General features: G+C 38.0%; 1 protein-coding gene. It reads left to right on the forward strand.

All coding sequences use genetic code 11. The features are described 5' to 3' along the window. Positions 1 to 43: 43 nt before the first annotated feature. Positions 44 to 24,769 (forward strand): T9SS type B sorting domain-containing protein, encoded by a 24,726-nt coding sequence (locus ACNFIH_RS12875; protein WP_426483456.1) that lies wholly within the window; start codon positions 44 to 46, stop codon positions 24,767 to 24,769. The last annotated feature ends 2 nt before the right edge of the window (positions 24,770 to 24,771 follow it).

Below are 24,771 nucleotides of genomic sequence, written 5' to 3' on the forward strand. Positions count from 1 at the left end.
TAATGCCCCTTAGAGATTAAGAAGGCCACAAAAATTAAATACCATGAAAAAACCTACTATTCTTAAAATTGCAATATTGCTTCTGTTGATTTTACAAGCAGATGTAGTATTTTCTCAAACTTATAAGGCTTTTAATAAAGAATATACCACACAGGTTAGAGGAGATATTATTAACATTGGAAATAGTATACTTAACAGAGGTACTAAGAAATCTGATGGTACTTATAGTGTAAGTCCTAACACACCTTTTAGCGGTACTACTAGTAATGATACAAATGGTAATTTTGATATGTACTATATCAATGTTGACCCTGTCTCGAATAACACTGAGAAAATATTCAGTTCGAGTAGTGCTACTCTTACAGTGCCAAATAATATTGCTCCTGCAGCTCCTTGTTATAAAGTTGCTTATGCTGCTTTGTATTGGTCAGGTATTTTAAGATCACCAGCAGATAGAACAAAAATTAAAAATGTAAAAATTAAGGTTCCCAATACCACTAATAGTAATTATCAGGATGTGGTAGGAACCGTTATTTGGGATATTGATAAAAATGCTGATGGTATTTCTGATTCAGGAGGTAATAAAACACAAGCTTATGCCTGTTTTGCTCCTATTACATCATTATTAAATGCAACTAATCCAAATGGAGTTTACACCGTAGCAAATGTACTAGCTACTGAAGGTGTAAAGAATACTAACGGTTCAACTGGTTTGGCCGCTGGATGGTCTCTTTTTATTATTTATGAAGATAATTCATTACCAACCAAGTCAATTTCTACTTTTAATGGATTTTTTGGGATAGGTAGTAATGCAGGCCCTATTAGCACAACGGTTAATGGTTTTACGACTCCAGATCTAGGTGACGTTAATGGAAGAGTCGCTTTTTCAGCTCTTGAAGGGGATCAAAATTATTCAGGTGATTACCTTTACATTAACAGTAAGTCTATTACGACATCACCAAGTTCGGTGAGACCAATAAATAATTTCTTTAAAAGTTCGATAACAACTTCGAATGGTGTATTTACAGATAGAAATCCTAATGGTACCAATACTTTAGGTTTTGATGCCGGAGTTCTTGATATTACGCCCCAAAGTGGAATTATTCCAAATAAAGCAACATCTGCACAAATCACCATAGGTACAAATGTGGATGTTTATATCAATTATTTTTTGGCTTTTTCAGTAGATGTTATTGCGCCTAATGTTAAATTGATAAAGAAGGTACATGATGCAGCTGAAGTTGACGCAGAAAATAAAAATGTAACATTAGGTCAGGAGTTGCGATATACTTTATCATTTAAAAATAGTGGAAATGACAGTGCAACCGAATTTACGATAACGGATCAGTTGCCAACTAACACCAATTTTAATTTTCCAGCAGATATTTTTAAGTTGCCTACTGGAATGACCATAGCTAACAATGTTACCTATAATGCTGCAACTCGAACTATAACATTCAAGGTACCAAATAGTTTGGTTGAAAAAAATGATCCGGAAGAGACAATCCGTTTTAAAGTCAAAGTGGTAGATGATTGCGCTTCATTGATAGATGCTTGTAATAATGTTATTAGAAACTCTGCGCTTACAAGCTATCGCGGTAACCCTGCGGCAGGTGGAGGTGGTAATGGTACTCTATTTGGAGATACGAGTTATGCTTCTGCAAATTCTTGTAATGCTACACCTCAGTCTACAAATTTCCTTGTAGGTTTAGATGCTTGTAAAAATAGTAAAGCAGAAATCTGTTTGACAGATATGGACCTTTCTGCAGCTGGTGGCTATACAACTTACAAATGGGGAACAAGCTCAGCTTATAATCCTGTTTTAGGAACAAATCAAAAACTTAAAATTACAGGACCAGGAACATATTATGTTTATAGTACAAAAACAGGTTGTCCTGATTTCGAACAAATTATTACTGTAACAGATGGAGGTGGAGTAAAAACCAATCCAATTATTAAATATGCAGATAATAAAGATTCTAATGGTGTTATTGCTCCTTGTGATATTGATGGAAAACCATTGCCAAAAATATTTCTTTGCGGTGCCAATGATTCAAGACTTTTTGATTTAGCACTTCCATCGGCAACAGTTGTATGGGAAAAAACGACTTGTGTTCGTCCCCCACTTTCAGAGTTATCTGATTTATGTGCTGACGAAAGAACAACTTGCACCTGGGTTTCAGCAGGACCAAACGGTTCTCTTTTTACAGCTAGTGAAGCAGGTTATTATAGAGTAACCATTAGTTCAGGAGGTTGTGTAAACAAATTTTATTTTAATGTCTACAAAAGTGATGTTGCTATAAATGAAACGCATAAAAATATTTTATGTACAACTCCAGGAAGCATTACCGTAGATAAACTTACAGGATATGAATTTAGCTTGACGCATGTTCTGATTCCGGCTTCTAGTTCTACTACTACTGCTTGGGGAGATAATAATGTTTTCAGCATTACAGATGCAGGTAATTATGTTGTAAATTATAGACTTAAAAATGTCAACCCAACTTGTGCCTACAAAACAAATCAGATTATCATTGCTAAAGATGATTTTACAGCTGGAATAGATAATCCAACTGAAAATCCACTTTGTTTTGGTGATAAAGGAAGAATTCAGGTAAGTGCCACAAGCGGATTTACAGGATATTATTACACACTTTATGAAGATGGTGTTAAAGTTCAAGAGTTAGGACCTTTAACAGATCGTACACATGCATTTGAAAACTTAACACCAGGGAAAACTTATACTGTTGACGTTTTTACTAAAAAACCAGATAACACTATAGAGTGTACTGCAACAGTGAGCAGAGCTATACCTAATCCAGCAGCTGCTTTAACTCTAACATCTTCAGTTATAAAACCTCTTACAGCTTGCGCTGATGGACAATATAGAATTACAGCAAGTGGCGGTAAAGCTCCTTATGCATTTTTTGTAGACGGTTCAACAACTGAGTATGCATTGGATGAAAATGGTAATACTGATTTGAATTCAATAATATTAAATACTCCTACTGCAAAAGAGTATACTATATTAGTACGCGATTTTAATCGTTGTGAAACTACCTATAAATTTACAGTTCCAGCAAACCCTAAACCAGTATATACCGTTGTTCCATCAACTATTAACTGTTATGGAGAAAAAGGATCAATTACTGTAAATGTAACAAACGCAAATGGCTATGCTTTAGAATATAGTATTGATAATGGCGCTACATTTGGTTCAAATCCAACATTCTTAAACTTAAAAGAAGGAACTTATAACGTTGTTGTTCGATATACATTATCAGGACAAACATGTACAGACCCTGCTCAAGCTGTTGCAATTTTACCTCCGGCAAATGCCTTAACTGCTTCTGGAGGAGTTTCAGAATTAGCAGGATGTAGACTTGGAGGTCTTGGCGGAAGATTAAGATTTACTAACGTTACAGGTGGTACTATTCCTTATGAATTTTCATTTGATGGAGGAGCAAGCTGGCAGACTTCGCCAGAGAAAGATGTTATGGATGGTACATATGTGCTTATCGTTAGAGATTCTAAAGGTTGTACTTATAAATTACCTTATGACGTAATTTTAGATCCAAAACCAGCAGATCCACAAATTGACCCAATTAATGTAGTTTATAACTGTACTGGTACGGGAATAGCTACTGTAACGGTTAATAATCCTGCAAATGGAAATTATTCATACGAATATTATTTAGATGATGTTCCAAATACACCAATTGATAATAATGTATTTACAAATGTTATATCAGGAAGTCATAATATTAAAGTTAAATATAAATTAGTAGACGCTAGTACTTATAGTAATTTATTGAAAGAAGATTTCGGAAGTGGAGATCCTACTACAAGTCCAGGTATTGCGGCGGCTTATTGTTTTAATAATCAAGATCCAATCATTCACACGTGTCCTAATCCTACTAGATCGGTTGAGGATAATCAATATTCTGTAGCTAGTTTCTTTTGGAGAAGCGATAATGCTTGGTATCACTTTAAAGATCACACTACAAACGGTGTAGATCCTAATGGAAGATATTTATTAGTAAATATTGGTGGTGCGGCAGGTCTTGATGGTGTACTTTATAGTAAACCAATTGCAGACGTTATTCCGAATCAGCCGATAAAGGTAGATATTGCTGTTGCCAATTTATTAAATGCAGGTCAGCCAGGTGGAGCACCAATTGTTAAATTTCAATTGGTTAATCCAGCAGGTGTAGTCGTTGCTGAAGCCGACACGGGAAAAATTGCTGAGGATCCAAATGATCCAAACAGAACAAAATGGATTGAAATTCCAACAATCTCTCTAAATCCAGGACCTAATACCAACTTGACATTTGTTGTCCGTTCAGGAAGTACAGTGTATGGAGGAAACGATTTATTGATTGATGATATTTCAGTTTACCAATTACCGAAGTCTTGTTTACAAGAGCAAAAAATTCTTTTTGATGTTGGAACAGATAAAGCATTTACTGTTTTAGAACCAGTTATTCAAGATGTTGCTTGTAACGGAGGAAACACAGGATCAATTACAATCACAGCTCAAAATTTTGGTACAAGGTTCTATTATTCTATAAATGGTGGAACTCTTCAAAGTTCTACAACATCTCCAGTTACTATTAACGGATTAACTGCAGGAAATTATTCTGTGGTTGTACAAAGCGATGCAGCAGGAACTTGTTCAAAATCATATAGTAAAACTATTGGATCTCCAAGTGCTGTGACAGTTACAGCAAGTGTTACTACGCCGCTAACATGTAATCCAAATTCTGCTGCTATTACAGCTGTTGCTGGAGGAGGAACTTCTCCATATAAATATGAACTTAGAGCTGCAGACGGTGTTACAGTTATCACCGCATTTCAAGATTCAGCTGTATTTACTGGTTTAGGAAAAGGAACTTATACAGTTGCTGCTAAAGATTTAAGAGGTTGTTCTTCTGCAGTTTCAACTGCGGTTATTATAAATGACGCGCCACCAGTTACAGCAAGTTTAGCAAGTTCATCAGATTTATGTTTTGATGCTAATAAAGCTACAATAGTCGTTACAGCTTCAGGAACAGGAACATTATCTTATAGTTTAGATGGTGCTGCTGCTGTGAACACAAATACTTTCACTAATGTAGGAGTAGGAAATCATACTGTAGTAGTTACAGACAGTAATAATTGTTCAGTTACACTTAGTAGTATTATTGTTGCGCCAGAATTAAAGGCTACTGCAACAGTATCTGCCGGATTATCTTGTACAACGACAGGAGCAACTATTAAAGTTGATATTACTGGCGGTAAGTCAACTTTTACATATAAAGTTAAAGTTGGAACTGGTTCTTATGGAGCAAGTACTAACGTGACTGGAACTACATTTAATTATCCTGCGTCAGGAGCTGGTGATTATACTTTTGAAATTTCAGATTCTAATAGCCCAACGTCTTGTAAGGCAGAAGTTAGTGTAACAGTAGCTTCAATTTCAAATCCAACAGTTACTGCAACGCCAGTACAGGTAAAATGTAATGGAGCTTCTACAGGTGAGGTTACATTAGCAGCTTCAGGCGGATCATTAAGCTACTCTTACAGTTTCAACAATAGTCCATTTAGTGCTACTGTTAAATATACAGGGTTAAAAGCAGGTATTGCTTATCCATACCAAGTAATAGACACTAACGGCTGTACATCAGCTATTGGATCAATTACATTAACAGAACCAACAGTAGTTCAAGGAACTATTAATGCAACAGAACTTACATGTAGTAGTACTGGAACAGTTCCGGCTGTTGTTACTGTAACAGGATCTGGAGGAACAGGACCTTATCAATATAGTTTCAACGGAACTTCAAACTTTACAACTACTAATACTTATTCAACTTCTGCCGCTGGTACAGTAACAGCTTATATTAAAGATAGCAATAACTGTCAAATTGGACCGTTAAGTATTACAATTGCGACTTTATATCAAATTACTGATATTACAATTACTGATAGTGGTTATGATTGTTCGACAACTCCTCCAGGAGGTCATGTTAATATTGCAGCTGTAAAAGGTGGTGTTTCGGCGCCAATTCGTTATCAAATTATTTCAGGTCCTGCAGGATATGATACAGCAACTAATTCTGATGGTGAGTTTAAATCATTAGCTCCAGGAAGCTATATTTTTCAAGCTACTGATATTAAAACAGGTTGTTCATTTACTAAACCATATACAGTTAATGGTTCACCAGATATTGTAACTGGAGGATCAATCCTTACGACTATTAAATGTTATGGTGGTACAGGAACAATTCAGTTTACTGTTAATGGAATAAAGAGCAGATTTGATTATGTTATTAAAAATGGCTCAGGAACTACTATCCAGAGTGCAAACAACTTAGTTGGATCAACAAATACTACAATTACCGTAGGAACAGCTTTACCAGCTGGTGCTTATACTATAACTGCAACAGACAGAACAACAAAATGTCAGTCTGCTTATACAGTAACATTAACACAACCAGCTAATGCATTAGATGTTACAGCAACGGTTCCAAACATCAATTGTAATAATGGTCAGGCAATTATTACAGCTGTTGGCTCAGGCGGAACAACTAGTTATACTTATGCAGTTGTAATAAAAGGTGCGGTACCTACTGCCGGTGCGTATGGAACTGATCCTAAATTATCTGTTAATACAGTTAATGGTACAAAAGTAGATTGGGATGTTTATATTAAAGATGCTAACGGTTGTATTGATTTTGTTTCTGTTAAAGTTTTACAAGATCAAACTCCAAGCGTTACAGCTACTTTAGATAACCAATGTACAGGTTCTGGAAATAAATTCAGAATTACAGCAAATGGAACTGGAGGAATTGCTCCATTAACATATGGAATCAATGGTGCTACAGGTGCTTTTGGTTCAGATAATTTCTTTGATGTTGTTGCTAGCGCGACTCCATATATCGTTTGGGTAAAAGATGCTAACGGTTGTACTGCACAAGCAGCAGCTATTACAGTTTATCCACAATTAACTGCAACAACTGCAATTAAAGAATTGGACTGTTCTACAACAAGTCCAGATGCTACAATCACAGTTACTCCTAATGGAGGAAAAAGTCCATATACTTATCAAGTTTCTACAAATAACGGAACTTCTTATAGCGCTATGGCTTCAAATGTTTATACAACTTCAACAGCTGGAACATTCTTAATTAAAGTTACAGATGCAAATGGTTGTACGTTCGTAACTACTACTCCAATACTTTCTATTTCTAATCCAACAGTAACAGCGAACCAAATTAATGTAAGCTGTAATGGAGGAGCAGATGGTTCAGTACAATTAATTGGAGCTGGAGGTTCATTAACAGGAGGTCAGAATTATCAATATAGCAAATACGGAATCATTTATGGATCTGCTTCTTCTTTCACAGGATTAGCAGCTGGAGATTACGATTTCTTTGTAAAAGACAGTAAAGGTTGTGTTGGTAAAATTACAGTAACCATAACAGAGCCTTCTAAATTAGTTGTTAGCGCGAGTGCAACAAAATTCACATGTAGTGCTACAAATACTAAACAAGCGGCTGTAGTAACGATTGCAGTTCCAACAACAGGAACATCGCCATACGAATACAGCTTCAATGGTGGAGGATATGCAGCTGGAAGAACTTTAACAGTAAATGATAACGGAACAGATCAGGTTATTAACTACTCTGTAAAAGATGCAAAAGGATGTATTACTTCAGGATCATTAACTTTAAATAAATTAAACCCACCTGTTATTGCTAGCGTTACACCTACAGCAGTAACTTGTATTGCGACATCAAGTTCAGTTACAGTTACAACAACTGTAGGGACAGGAGTTGCACCATTGACATACACTATCATTTCTCCGGCTACAGCTACAGGAAATACTACAGGAGCTACATCAGGAGTATTTACAGGTTTGGCACCGGATACTTATACATTTAAAGTTACCGATGCAAACGGATGTTACGATACTAAATCAATTACCGTTAATCCAGTGACGCAAATTGCTATTGCAGGCAACAAGAATAATGATGCAAAATGTAAAGGCACGTCAACAGGAAACGGAACATTTACTATTTCTGGTATCGCTACAGTTGGAAACTACAGTTTCACATTAACAGCAGGAACTTTAGGAACAGGCACATTGACAAAATCAGGGAATACCCTGTCATTGAGCAATGTTGCAGCTGGAATTTATACAGTTTCAGTTACCGATACAGCAACAGGTTGTAGCAATTCAACTTCAATTACAATCGGGGAGCCTGCATTGGCTTTAGATGTTACAGCTTTGGCTACAAACATCAATTGTAATAATGACAATGCTACAATTACAGCAACAGCAACAGGAGGAACAACAAACTACAGCTATGCGGTTGTGAAGCATAATGCTACAGAACCTCTAGCGACAGCTTATAATGCGAGCAATATCCTGACAGTTGATACAAACAGCGGAGCTGATATGAGCTGGGATGTTTATGTTATGGATGCGAGAGGTTGTAAAGATTTTGTTCAGGTTACATTATCAGCAGATCCTACGCCTTCAGTTACAGCGGTTTTAAGCAACCAGTGTACGGCTTCAGGAAGTGGATTCACTATTACAGCTACAGGAACAGGAGGTAAAGGCACTTTACAATACGGAATCAACGGAGTTGGCGGAGCTTTCTCAACGAACCCTGTTTTCAATGTTTCTGCTTCGGCTACAGCTTATACAGTTTGGGTAAAAGATGCCAACAACTGTACGGCTTCGGCTACGCCAATTATGGTTTACCCACAATTGACGGCTACTATAAAGATCAGCAAAGAGCTAGACTGTAGCGCTACTCCAAATGCAGAAATCACAGTTGATATTTCAGGCGGAAAATCTGGCTACACTTATAGAGTTGACCCAGGAACTGGAACTTATGGTTCAGTTACTCCGGTTGTAGGATCACAAATTGTTTATGCAAATGCTGCAACAGCAGGAACATATAATTTTGAGATTACAGATTCAAATTCACCTGCTTGTACAAGAATAGTTTCTATTCAGGTAAATGCGATCAGTAATCCAACAGTAACAGCTACTCAGGTAAATGTTACTTGTAATGGAGGATCAAACGGTTCGGTATTATTAAGAGGAGCTGGCGGATCAGGTTTTTATACTTACAGTAATGCACTTGCAGGAACTTACGGTGTAAGCAACAGTTTTACAGGACTTACAGCAGGATTGCATACTTTCTATGTAAAAGACAGTAAAGGATGTACAGGCAGTGTTGATGTTACAATCACTGAACCTACGGCTATTGTGGCTACTCCATCAGCGACTAAATTCACATGTAGCGCAACCAATGCAAAACAATCGGCATTGATTACTGTTACAGGAACAGGAGGAACAGGAGCTTATACATACAGTTATAACAACGGAACAACTTTTGTGGCAGGTAATACATTGTCAGTAAATGATAATGGTGCTTCACAAACATTCAATATTATTATTAAAGACGCTAACGGCTGTCTTTCACCAATGGTTCCAATTACATTGGCTCCATTGAATTCGCCAAAAATCAATACAGCTACTGCTTCAGCAGTAACTTGTATTGCAACAACAAGTACGGTTACAGTTACAACAACTGCAGGAACGGGTGTTGGAACATTGGCTTATACTATCATTGCACCTGCGTCAGCGACAGGAAATACTACAGGAGCTACATCAGGAGTATTTACAGGTTTGGCACCGGATACTTATACATTTAAAGTTACCGATGCAAACGGATGTTACGATACTAAATCAATTACCGTTAATCCAGTGACGCAAATTGCTATTGCAGGCAACAAGAATAATGATGCAAAATGTAAAGGCACGTCAACAGGAAACGGAACATTTACTATTTCTGGTATCGCTACAGTTGGAAACTACAGTTTCACATTAACAGCAGGAACTTTAGGAACAGGCACATTGACAAAATCAGGGAATACCCTGTCATTGAGCAATGTTGCAGCTGGAATTTATACAGTTTCAGTTACCGATACAGCAACAGGTTGTAGCAATTCAACTTCAATTACAATCGGGGAGCCTGCATTGGCTTTAGATGTTACAGCTTTGGCTACAAACATCAATTGTAATAATGACAATGCTACAATTACAGCAACAGCAACAGGAGGAACAACAAACTACAGCTATGCGGTTGTGAAGCATAATGCTACAGAACCTCTAGCGACAGCTTATAATGCGAGCAATATCCTGACAGTTGATACAAACAGCGGAGCTGATATGAGCTGGGATGTTTATGTTATGGATGCGAGAGGTTGTAAAGATTTTGTTCAGGTTACATTATCAGCAGATCCTACGCCTTCAGTTACAGCGGTTTTAAGCAACCAGTGTACGGCTTCAGGAAGTGGATTCACTATTACAGCTACAGGAACAGGAGGTAAAGGCACTTTACAATACGGAATCAACGGAGTTGGCGGAGCTTTCTCAACGAACCCTGTTTTCAATGTTTCTGCTTCGGCTACAGCTTATACAGTTTGGGTAAAAGATGCCAACAACTGTACGGCTTCGGCTACGCCAATTATGGTTTACCCACAATTGACGGCTACTATAAAGATCAGCAAAGAGCTAGACTGTAGCGCTACTCCAAATGCAGAAATCACAGTTGATATTTCAGGCGGAAAATCTGGCTACACTTATAGAGTTGACCCAGGAACTGGAACTTATGGTTCAGTTACTCCGGTTGTAGGATCACAAATTGTTTATGCAAATGCTGCAACAGCAGGAACATATAATTTTGAGATTACAGATTCAAATTCACCTGCTTGTACAAGAATAGTTTCTATTCAGGTAAATGCGATCAGTAATCCAACAGTAACAGCTACTCAGGTAAATGTTACTTGTAATGGAGGATCAAACGGTTCGGTATTATTAAGAGGAGCTGGCGGATCAGGTTTTTATACTTACAGTAATGCACTTGCAGGAACTTACGGTGTAAGCAACAGTTTTACAGGACTTACAGCAGGATTGCATACTTTCTATGTAAAAGACAGTAAAGGATGTACAGGCAGTGTTGATGTTACAATCACTGAACCTACGGCTATTGTGGCTACTCCATCAGCGACTAAATTCACATGTAGCGCAACCAATGCAAAACAATCGGCATTGATTACTGTTACAGGAACAGGAGGAACAGGAGCTTATACATACAGTTATAACAACGGAACAACTTTTGTGGCAGGTAATACATTGTCAGTAAATGATAATGGTGCTTCACAAACATTCAATATTATTATTAAAGACGCTAACGGCTGTCTTTCACCAATGGTTCCAATTACATTGGCTCCATTGAATTCGCCAAAAATCAATACAGCTACTGCTTCAGCAGTAACTTGTATTGCAACAACAAGTACGGTTACAGTTACAACAACTGCAGGAACGGGTGTTGGAACATTGGCTTATACTATCATTGCACCTGCGTCAGCGACAGGAAATGTTACTGGAGCTACGTCAGGGGTATTTACAGGCTTGGCTCCAAACGTGACTTATACATTCAAAGTTACAGATGATAATGGCTGTTACGATACTAAATCGGTTACTGTAAATCCAGTTACACCGATTGCGGTTTCAGTTAGCAAACTAAGTGACGTTAAATGTAAAGGAGATACTTCAGGATCTGCTAGATATACAGTTTCAGGATTTAGCAGTACTGGTAACTACACGGTTGCAGTTACAAGTTCTCCAACAGGTTTACCATACACAACAAGTACTAGTGGAGATGTTATCACTTTAACAGGATTATCTGTGGGAGATTATACACTTTCAGTGGTTGATAACACAACTGGATGTCCAGCAAATGCTACGATTACGATCAGTGAGCCAGCAAATGCTTTATCAGCAACTTTCGCAACAGTTAACGCTAACTGTCTTGTTGGTACTTCAAAAGTAACGGTTACTGCTGCAGGCGGAACAATCGCTTACAAATATGCTTTCATCCACGATGGAGCAATACTTAATGCTTCTGATTTTGGACCAAGCAATGTTGCTTACCTTGATCCGGCAATCGCTAATTGGGATGTTTATGTAAGAGATGCTAACAATTGTCAGGTTAAATTAGATGTAACAATTGCTAAAGATAATGCTCCAACAGTTACAGCTTCAGCTGTAGGTCAATGTTTAGGTGTTGGTACTTATACAATTACTGCTGTTGGTACAGGAACAGGTACTTTACAATATAGTATCAATGGTACTTCTTACCAAGCAGGTAATACATTTACAGTTACTGCAGCTGGTACTTATAACATTTGGGTTAAAGACGCAAATGGTTGTACAGCTCAAACTACTGTTCCAGTTATTGTTAATGATAAATTAACTTTATCTGCTCAATTAGATAAAAACATTACTTGCGTTGTAGGAAGTGAGGCAGCTCAAATTACTTTAACAGCAGGTGGAGGAAATGGAGTATACACTTATTCATTCACAAGCTCAGCAGCTGCTCCAACAGCAGTTCTATCTGGAAATGTGTTGACAACTAGTGATGCTGGAAATTATACTTTCACAGTAACTGATGGACGTGGTTGTACAGTTACAACTACAGTGCCTATTAGTATTACATTGCCTGTTTATCCAGATATTACAGGTGTAACTCAAACGCAATTTATTAACTGTTTTGGAGAGGAAACCGCTGCTATTAATATTGTAGTAGATAATACTAAAGGGCTTTCCCCGTTTGTATTCAATGTAAGAAGAACAGCTCCTACGGTTAAAGATTATTTTACACAAACTTCAGGTTTATCAGCTGGTGATTACACAATCACGGTTACAGATTCAAAAGGTTGTACAGATACACAAACAATTACGATCAATGAGCCAGCAAAAATTGTGGTTACAAGTCATGCAGTTAACATTACTTGTGTGCCAGGTGTTGGAACTTCAAAAGGATCAGTTATTGTTGACAATGTAACTGGAGGTACTGCACCTTATACATATTATGTTACAGGTATTAATAATTATTATGCATCAGAAAATAACCTTTCAGGAACAACTTCTGTTACTTTTGATGTAGTTGATTTTGGTTTATATCAAATTCGTGTAGTTGATGCTAAAGGATGTACAGTAGTTAAATCAGATGTATTAGTGGCTTCTCCACCTTCTGCGCTTGACATTCAGGTAGATCTTTCAACAGTTTATTGTACAGCTGTTGGTCCAATTCCTGCGGGTGGTACCGCGGTGGTAAAAATTGGATCATCATATGTTGGACCATTGCCATTTCATTTTAATATTTATAGAGGAGCTACACCACCTCAAATCTTTACTGCAGATGGTACAGATGGATGGCAGGGCGAAGATCCAGCAGGAAGTAAACAAACTACGTTCACAGGTCTTACTCCTGGAGTACAATATACTTTTATCGTTTATGATGAAAACACAAAATGTTATTATTATCAAGTTGCTGGTGATAAAATACCAACAAATTCTCAGTTAACTGTTACTGCTACTGGAAATAATATTACTTGTACTGGTGCAGCTGATGGTGCGGTTAATTTTGTTGTTACAAATCCTTATACAGCAGCTACCCCGATAACAATTAGCTATGATGTAATCAATGCTTTTAATAATATAAGCACAGGATTAACTGGAACTTCTCCAAGTACGACTTCAAATTTTGTAATGTCAAACGTTGGACCATTACCAAAAGGTACTTATTATGTTTTAATCAAAGAAGTTGTTGGACCAAATGCAGGTTGTAGTGTTGCGTCAGCCAACTTTAATATTTTGGAATCTCCAAAACTACTGGTTCTTACAGCTTCAGTAGCTAAGAAAGCAAATTGTGCAAATAATTCCGGAATTATTACAGCCACTGCATCATTTGGAACAGCTCCATATACTTATCAATTATTGCCTGATACAGCTGTAGCTCCTACAAGCGGTAGTTCAGGATGGAATACTCCAAATACTTTTAATGCAAATGCAGGCGATTATATAGTTTATGCAAAAGATGCTTACAACTGTATTAAAGCATTCCCAATTACACTTGATAAATATACTGATCCAACTATCAATGTACCAGCTGCGATATGCTATACTGGAAGCCCATTTACGTTTACAATAACTGGTTCAGTTGATTCAAGTATTGTAGGCGGAGCAACTTATAGTGTTGACGGAAGTACATTCCAGAGTTCACCTACGTTTACTTTTAGCGCAGCTAAAGTTTATACGTTGTCAATTAAAGATGGAAATGGTTGTATAGCAAGCACACCTTTCGAAGTCAAACCACAACTTAAACTTGATGTTAAACAAACAAGAGATTTAAGCTGTATTGTTGGAAGTGAAGATGCTCAATTTACTTTAACCGCTGCGGATGGTTATGGTTCTTATACTTATGCATATACTTATAATAGTGGTACAAGTACTGCTATGCCAACAAATGTTTTAACAGCAAGTGGTGTAGGTACTTATGTATTTACGGTGACTGATGCTCAAAACTGTCAGGCAACTTATACTATTAATTTAGATGCTATTCCGGCAATTGCTTTTACGGTTTCTTCTGTAAATGCTAGTTGTAATGGAGCTTTTGACGGAACTATTACAGCTGTTGTATCTGGAGGTGTTGGTCCATTTAAATATCAATTAGAAGATGGTGGTGTGCCAATTGTTGCTTACCAAGATTCAAATGAATTTAAAAACTTGCCTGCAAAAACTACTTATGTAGTAAGAGTTAAAGATGCAAGAGAGTGTACAGATAATAAAGCTGCAACTATTGGTCAACCAACGATTTTGTCCGCTACATCATCAGTGACAACATCATTGTTATGTACAGCAGGAAACGCACCATCAAAAGCTGTTGTAACGGTTGTACCATCAGGTGGAACATCTCCTTACCAATACAGCTATGACAATGGCGCAAGCTATTCTTCAAATGCTACTTACGAGACCTTCGCAGGTATCACATTTGATGTAAAAGTTAAGGATGCAAACGGATGCGAGGTTACCATCACAAATGGTGTTAACGTACCGGCATTGAATCCTCCGACAGATATGGATATCGTAGGAACACCGATTTTCTGTCTTCCAGCTGCTAGACAAACAAGTACAGTTACAATCAGCAACGTACAGAACGGTGTAGGTACAAAATCATTTGCGATCTTGTCTCCTGCTTCACAAGCTGGAAACATTTCTGGTGCATCAAGCGGTGTATTCACCAACTTGCCAGCGGGTACTTACTTATTTGAAGTAAAAGACGCGAACAACTGTACTTATGAAGAGTCTTATATCATTGATCCGGTAACCAATATAGCGGTTGCAGGTCAATTGACAGCAGATGTTTCTTGTAACGGGGGCAACGATGGTTCGGCTACATTTACTGTATCAAACAATACAGGAGCAATCAGTTATGTATTTACAACAGGAACTGGAACACTTGCATTATCAGGAAATGTAATTACGGCTACAGGTTTAGTGGCAGGAAATTATACATTACAGGTAACTGACAATACGACTCTGTGTACAGCTACAGCATCAGTTACGGTTGCTCAGCCAGCTGCATTAGGTCTGACTGCTAATCCATTTGTGAATGCAAACTGTAATTCAGATGCTCAGGCGAGTGTAGTTGCTACAGGCGGAACGGCTCCATATACTTACTCATTCGTAGTAAGAGGAGCAGCTGCAGGAACTTACACAAGTTCAAACAGTGCTATGCTGAATCCTGCAACGTCATTGGATTGGGATGTTTATGTGAAAGATGCTCATAACTGTGTTATTTCAGCACCGCTTCAGATCTCGATTGTTAAAGATCTGCCACCAACAATTGTAATGCCAGCGCCAATTTGTTTCCAAGGTGCAGCAATTGCAATAGATTTATCAGTTGGTCAGACTGTACCGGTTGGAACTCCAATTTACAGAATCAATGGAGCAAACCAGACAAACCCTATTTATAACATCACAGCTCCGGGAACTTATCAATTAAGCATTATTGATGGAAACGGATGTGAATCAAATATTGTTAGTTATGAAGTTAAGCCTCAGGTTACTTTGGTAGCAGAGCTTCTTCAGGATCTGACATGTACTTTGGCTGCGGACATCAAATTGACGCCAGGCGGAGGAACAGGAGTTTATCCTACTTATGAGGTTGAAATCAACGCTAGTGGAACTTATGTTGCGCTTCCTGCTACTTATGCAGCTGGAACGTACAAGTTCAGAGTTACGGATTCTCAGGGATGTCAGGCTGTGTCTAATGTTATTACAGTGACACCGACTACAACTCCAATAGCAACGTTTGTTCAAACAAATGTAAGCTGTTATTTGGGAAGCAACGGAAGCATCGTAGTTACGGCAGCTAACGGAATTTCTCCATACAAATATCAGTTGTCACAAGGAGCTACTATATTGAAAGCTTTCGCTACAGCTGATACATTTACAAACTTGGCAGCTGGAACTTATGATATTCAGGTGATGGATGCTAAGGAATGCGTTTCGGTTAAAGTTCCTGTAACTATAACTCAGCCAACAATATTGGCAGCTACATCATCAGTGACAACATCATTGTTATGTACAGCAGGAAACGCACCATCAAAAGCTGTTGTAACGGTTGTACCATCAGGTGGAACATCTCCTTACCAATACAGCTATGACAATGGCGCAAGCTATTCTTCAAATGCTACTTACGAGACCTTCGCAGGTATCACATTTGATGTAAAAGTTAAGGATGCAAACGGATGCGAGGTTACCATCACAAATGGTGTTAACGTACCGGCATTGAATCCTCCGACAGATATGGATATCGTAGGAACACCGATTTTCTGTCTTCCAGCTGCTAGACAAACAAGTACAGTTACAATCAGCAACGTACAGAACGGTGTAGGTACAAAATCATTTGCGATCTTGTCTCCTGCTTCACAAGCTGGAAACATTTCTGGTGCATCAAGCGGTGTATTCACCAACTTGCCAGCGGGTACTTACTTATTTGAAGTAAAAGACGCGAACAACTGTACTTATGAAGAGTCTTATATCATTGATCCGGTAACCAATATAGCGGTTGCAGGTCAATTGACAGCAGATGTTTCTTGTAACGGGGGCAACGATGGTTCGGCTACATTTACTGTATCAAACAATACAGGAGCAATCAGTTATGTATTTACAACAGGAACTGGAACACTTGCATTATCAGGAAATGTAATTACGGCTACAGGTTTAGTGGCAGGAAATTATACATTACAGGTAACTGACAATACGACTCTGTGTACAGCTACAGCATCAGTTACGGTTGCTCAGCCAGCTGCATTAGGTCTGACTGCTAATCCATTTGTGAATGCAAACTGTAATTCAGATGCTCAGGCGAGTGTAGTTGCTACAGGCGGAACGGCTCCATATACTTACTCATTCGTAGTAAGAGGAGCAGCTGCAGGAACTTACACAAGTTCAAACAGTGCTATGCTGAATCCTGCAACGTCATTGGATTGGGATGTTTATGTGAAAGATGCTCATAACTGTGTTATTTCAGCACCGCTTCAGATCTCGATTGTTAAAGATCTGCCACCAACAATTGTAATGCCAGCGCCAATTTGTTTCCAAGGTGCAGCAATTGCAATAGATTTATCAGTTGGTCAGACTGTACCGGTTGGAACTCCAATTTACAGAATCAATGGAGCAAACCAGACAAACCCTATTTATAACATCACAGCTCCGGGAACTTATCAATTAAGCATTATTGATGGAAACGGATGTGAATCAAATATTGTTAGTTATGAAGTTAAGCCTCAGGTTACTTTGGTAGCAGAGCTTCTTCAGGATCTGACATGTACTTTGGCTGCGGACATCAAATTGACGCCAGGCGGAGGAACAGGAGTTTATCCTACTTATGAGGTTGAAATCAACGCTAGTGGAACTTATGTTGCGCTTCCTGCTACTTATGCAGCTGGAACGTACAAGTTCAGAGTTACGGATTCTCAGGGATGTCAGGCTGTGTCTAATGTTATTACAGTGACACCGACTACAACTCCAATAGCAACGTTTGTTCAAACAAATGTAAGCTGTTATTTGGGAAGCAACGGAAGCATCGTAGTTACGGCAGCTAACGGAATTTCTCCATACAAATATCAGTTGTCACAAGGAGCTACTATATTGAAAGCTTTCGCTACAGCTGATACATTTACAAACTTGGCAGCTGGAACTTATGATATTCAGGTGATGGATGCTAAGGAATGCGTTTCGGTTAAAGTTCCTGTAACTATAACTCAGCCAACAATATTGGCAGCTACATCATCAGTGACAACATCATTGTTATGTACGGCAGGCAATGCTCCATCAAAAGCGGTTGTTACGGTAACTCCATCAGGAGGAACATCTCCATACCAATACAGTTATGACAATGGAACAAGCTTCTCAGGAACGAATACATATGAGACGTTTGCAGGAATTACATTTGATGTAATCGTTAAGGATGCAAATGGCTGTACATTCACTATCACAAATGGTGTTAACGTACCGGCATTGAATCCTCCAACAGACTTGACATTCGCAACAACAGTTCCAGTAACATGTTTAGTGAAAGGAACAGTTGACATTACAGGTCATACAAATGGTGTTGCTCCATTCCAATATGAGATTTTATCTCCTATTGTAAGAGCTAAACAAGCTTCTACTACATTTGCAAACTTAGATCCGGATACTTACGTATTCCAGATTACAGATGCAAATGGATGTACATATAATGAGTCATACACTGTTGCGCCGGTAACAAATATTACAGTTGCAAGTTCATTAATTAAAAATGTGTCTTGTAATGGTGGTACTGACGGTTCAATTAAATTTACAGTTGAAAACAAAGCAGGTGGATTTACATATTCATTAAGTCCAGCTTTAGGTACAGCAACTCAGGTAGGTGATGTTATAACAGTAACTAATTTACCAGCTAATACGTATACACTTACAGTGACAGATGCTATTACAGGTTGTACGGCTACAGCGATAATTGATGTTGCTCAGCCAGCTGTTTTAGATGTTGCTTTAGTTTCTAAAACTGCAGCAAATTGTTACTTAGGTTCTATCGTTACTGTTCAGGCAACAGGAGGAACTCCAGTATACAAATATGCATTTGTTAAAGCTGGAGTTACACCAACAGCAACAGATTTTTCAACTAGTAATAGTACAGTGTTAGCTTATGATGATTTAGGATCAAATGATTGGGATGTGTATGTTCAGGATGCAAACTTGATTTGCTCTGATAAAATACTTGTTACAATTACGAAACATCAGGCACCAACTATTAATCCTAATGCTAATGTGTATTGCTACACTGGTGGACCAGTTCCAATTACAATTACAGGAACAACTGATCCAGCAATTGCAACTCCACCAATGTATAGTATAGGTAATGGTTATTATGCTAGTCCTAACTTTACGTTGAATGCACCAGGAACTTACGAATTCTTTATTAAAGATGGTAATGGTTGTGTGGCAAAAGCTACTTATGTATTAAGACAAGAATTGTTGATACAAGCAACTCTTACTCAAGATTTAAACTGTACTACAAACGATGCAACAATTACATTGACAGCAACGCAAGGTACAGGTGCAGGAACATATGCTTTCGAATATGATCTTAATAACAGTGGTGTTTATAACCCAGTTACAGCATTGCCATTTGTAACTAGTACAGCAGGAACTTATACTTTCATAGTAAAAGATGCTGTAACTTGTGAGGCAGTTTCTGTTCCGGTAGTAGTAACGCCGCTTACTATTCCAACATTTGCAACTTCGGCAGTAAATGCATTATGTCAAGGTGATTTGAACGGAAGTATCACGGTAACAGCTTCGAATGGTGTTGCACCGTACAAATACAGCATTAATGGAGGAACTTTTGTTAACTCTAATATTTTTGCTGGATTAGGAAGAGGAACTTATGCAATTGCTGTTATGGATGCTAAAGGATGTTCGTCAGCTGCAGTAAATGTTGATATCAACGAACCAACTGTGTTAACAGCTACAAGTGTTGTTTCACCATTTGGATGTGATCCTTCAAACACTGCAAAAGATGCATCAGTTACGCTTACAGCTCATGATGGTACTACACCATATAGCTATAGTTTTGATAATGGTGTGAGTTTTGGAGCTTCTCCTACTCATACTGTGAACTCAGCATCTACGATTAATTATGTTGTAGTTGATTTTAATGGATGTAGAGTATCAGGATCTGTAACAGTTCCTGGATATAATCCACCAACTAAATTCGATCTTTCGGCTACGCCAATTTACTGTAATACAGTTGGAGGTGTTGCGACTGTGACAGTTAGTAATATTGTTGGAGGTGTTGCACCATTTAATTATGCAATTACTCAACCAACAGGTTCAGCAACTTCAAATACAACAGGAAGTTTCGCGAGTCTATTGCCAGGAACTTATGTAATAAAAGTGACTGATTTTAATGGATGTAGTACTTTAAATTCAATTGAAGTTAAAAAAGCAAGCGAAATCAGTGTAGATGCTCAATTATTGAGCGATGTATTATGTAATGCTGGTACAACAGGATCTATTGCCTTTACAATCAGCAATTATATCGCTCCGGCTAATTATACATTTACATTGTCTCCAAATAACGGAACATTCACGCAAACAGGTGATGTAGTGACTTACACTGGATTAACTGCAGCTAGTTACACATTCACAGTTACTGATAACACATCAGGATGTACAGATAATGTTTCTAACTTCATTGTTAACCAGCCAGCTGCTGCATTGAACTTTACAATGGCCGCTACAAGCATTACTTGTAATAATAAAAATGCAACTATCACAGTAACTGCAACTGGAGGTACTCCAGCTTATAGTTATGCTGCTGTTGCAAGTGGAACTGCTGCTCCAACAGTTTACAGTACTGATAACAAAATTGTTGTTGATACTAATAACGGAACTGTTTTAGCTTGGGATGTTTATGTGAAAGATTTTAACGGATGTACAACTTTAGTTAAAACACAAAATATTTCAACTGCTCCACTTCCAAGTGGTATTACAGCAAATGTTGCTAGCCAATGCCCTAGTGCAACTGGAACTTACGATTTCACAGTTACTGTGACTTCTGGAGTTGGACCATTTGAATATAGCATTGGTGGTGGCTTCCAGGCAAGTCCAACATTCAGTGTGAACTCTTCAGGTTCTTATGATATTACGGTTAAAGATGCCAACGGATGTACAACTACTGTAACAGGTGCTGTTGTAATCAGTGGAGCTCTTGATTTACAGTTAGATGTTCAGAAATTACCAAGTTGTGATTTCCCTGACGGAAGAATTGTAGCGAAAGCGACAGGAGGTTCTGGAAACTATAAATACACTTCTGGAGCTTATATTCCGGTAATTGCAGGAACAACAGCAACATTCAACAATATGGCTGCTGGTTCTCATACAATTACAGTTGAAGATTTAACAACAGGATGTAAAGATGTTGTTACTGTTGAAATGAAAGCAGCAACACTTATTACAGGTCTTAGTTTAGAGAAATACGATGTTAAGTGTAATGGTGATTCTAATGGACTAATTATTGTTCATTTAGCTCCAAACGCTCCAGGCGTAAATGACAACCCGGTTTATACTTACACGTTAACAGGAACAACTATTGGAAATGTTGCCGTAAGCAGAGGACCTCAAGAAAGTAATGTTTTTGATAACCTTTTACCAGGTGATTATACAGTAAGAGTAACTTCTGGAAGAGGATGTAATGCTCAGGCAGATACAAGAATCATACAACCAGCACCAGTTGTGGTTAATGCGCCAGCTGTTACATCATTTGTATGTACAACAGGTACAAACACAACTAACTTTGCTAGTATTACAGTTAATTCTGTGACAGGTGGTACAGGTCCTTATGTTCTTTATGAGTTCAGTAAAAACGGAACTGTAGTTCAAAGCAGCAGTTCTAATGTTTACAATGAAACTGATCTTGCAGGTGGTTCTTATACTGTTAGAGTATTTGACAGCAATGGTTGTATAGGATCTTCTACGACTCCAATTACAATTGCACCATTTATTACTATGGATGACTTAAATGTTGCTGTAGTGACGCCAATTACTTGTGTTGCAAATGAAACTATTCAGGTTTCTGTTACTGCAACAGGAGGAACTCCAACAGGATTAGTTTATACGCTTAAAGGTATAGAAGGCACTGTATTCAATCAGACAAATCCAACAGGATTATTCTCTGGATTAGCGATTGGAAAATATGAAATAACTGTATTTAACCCAGCAACTGGATGTACAATTAAAGATTATCATTACATATATGATCCTAATACTTTCATAATCAAAGCTACTCCAATAAATGGTGAAATATGCTACGGAACAGCTGATGGAAGTGTAGACTTATTGTTTGTTGACACTTTATTGATTCCAACAAATGATGCAGGAGCATTTACATACACAATTACTGGTCCAGTACCAAGTTCAGGAACTTCTTCAACTGCAGGTCCTGTTACAATTACTGGATTAACAGCGGGACAATATACAGTAACAGCTACATTAACTAGTGCTACTGGTCCACAATGTACAGTAAGTACGGTATTCAGCATTAAACAACCAATAGCTCCATTAGCGATTACGAAAACACAATCGCCAATTACATGTGCTGCTGGAAATAATGACGGAACAATTTCAGTTGCAGCTTCTGGTGGATATGATATGACTTATGAATATGAGCTAGTTGGTCCAGTAAGCAAAACGTACTCTACAGAGAATGTATTTACAGGTTTAACAGCTGGTGCTTATACAATCAATGTGAGAGATGCAAAAGGATGTATTGCTACAACAACAGCAACACTTGTTAATCCAGCGCCTATTGTTGTAAACGCAACACCAAGTGCAACAATGTTGTCTTGTCATGGAGATAAGAGTGCAGTAATTACTGTAGCTCTTCCAACAGGAGGTCAGGGAAGTAACTATATGTACACATTAAATAAGATTTCTGATACCCCAATTAGTGTTGAAGGTCCACAATCAAGCCCTGTATTTGCAGGATTAGGTGCAGGAACTTACACAGTAACTGTTACAGACGGATTTAGTTGTTCTGCTACATCTGCTCAGATTGTGATTAACGAACCTACAATTGTTGAAGGAAGCGTGATTCAATCTAAGATCCAAACTTGTACCACACAAGCACAGCTTACATTAAGTGCTGTTGGAGGAAGAGCTCCTTATACTTATAGTTTAGACGGAACTACAGTTTTAGGAACATTCACTTCTTCAGTTACATTTAATGTTGCTCCGGGAGTTTATAGCTATATCATTAAAGATGCTAACGGTTGTACAGGATTTGCAACAAATGGTATTACTGTTGCTCCAATGATTCCTTTAACTGTTGATTTAGATGTTTCTAGTGCAATAGTAAGATGTAAAGGTGATGCAACAGCGATCTTGATTGCTAAGGCAGAAGGTGGTTTAGGAAATTATGTTTACACATTATATAGCGGAACTACAGGTACAAATATCGTACGTGCAGCACAAAGCAATGGTACATTCTTAGACTTGCCAGTAGGTTTCTACAGAGTAGGTGTACAAAGTGGAGATTGTAGCAAAGTGAGTGCAGCATTTGAAATTATTGAGCCTCAAACTCCATTTAGAGTTGAATTTGCTCAAACAAATGTGAGCTGTTTCGGTGAAAGCAATGGTAAAATGGTAATCACTGCAACTGGTGGAACTGGAGCATACAAATACTCTATTTCTCCAGACTCTGATCAATACGATACTAAAAATGTATTTGAGAACTTAGCGGTTGGTCAGTATACTGTAACAGCAATCGATGCAAACGGATGTAACGAGGTATACACTTTCACAATTACACAGCCAGAATTATTGAGAGGAAGAGAAGTTCCAAACTCTATGATTCCTGAAGTGTGCGTAGGTGACAAAGACGGTGCGTTTAGTGTTGAAATTTTAGGCGGAACTGCTCCATATAAAGTAAGTCTGGATAATGAAAAAGGTCCATTTACGGCAGGTGCAGCAGGTCAGACTATATTTGACTTTACTAACTTGACAGGTGGTGCACATACAGTTTACTTTACAGATGCAGCAGGATGTATGAGTTTACTAGCAGTAAACATGCCATTACCAGTTGTTCTGAATCCAACAGCTGAAGTAAATTATGACTGTGTTGACAATAAAGCTGCTAATATGGTAACGATTACTGTTGATAAGAGCATAACGAACCTTGCTGATGTTGATTACCAACTTGATGGAACGGGTGCTTACCAACCAAGCAATATCTTTAGAAATCTTGCTCCAGGTAACCACTACGTAACAGCGAGACATACTAACGGTTGTGAAGTGCCAACGGCAAGTTTCCAAATCAAAGCTGTTCAGCCATTAAAACTTGCTTTATCTGCAGGTAAACCTGAAATGAATATCATTTCAGTAACGGCAACAGGTGGAGCACCAGCTTATGAGTATAGCTTCAATGGAGAACCGTTTACATCTTCTAACACATTCAAAATCTACAAATCTGGTGATTATGTAATAGTTGTTAGAGATCAAAATGGTTGTACATCGACTATTACAGTGCCAGCGACATATATTGATGTTTGTTTAGACAATTACTTTACTCCTAACGGAGATGGTGTTTATGATACTTGGGGACCTGGTTGTACTAATATTTACAACAACCTTGAATTCTCAATCTTCGACAGATACGGTCGTGTAATTGCTAAATATCACTATGGTCAAAAATGGGACGGAAGATACAATGGAGAGGAATTGCCTTCAGGTGATTACTGGTATGTTCTTAAACTAAATGACGAGAAAGATGCAAGAGAGTTTGTTGGACATTTCACTTTATACAGATAACA

Source organism: Flavobacterium sp. 2, from assembly GCF_049949195.1.
Lineage (GTDB): Bacteria > Bacteroidota > Bacteroidia > Flavobacteriales > Flavobacteriaceae > Flavobacterium.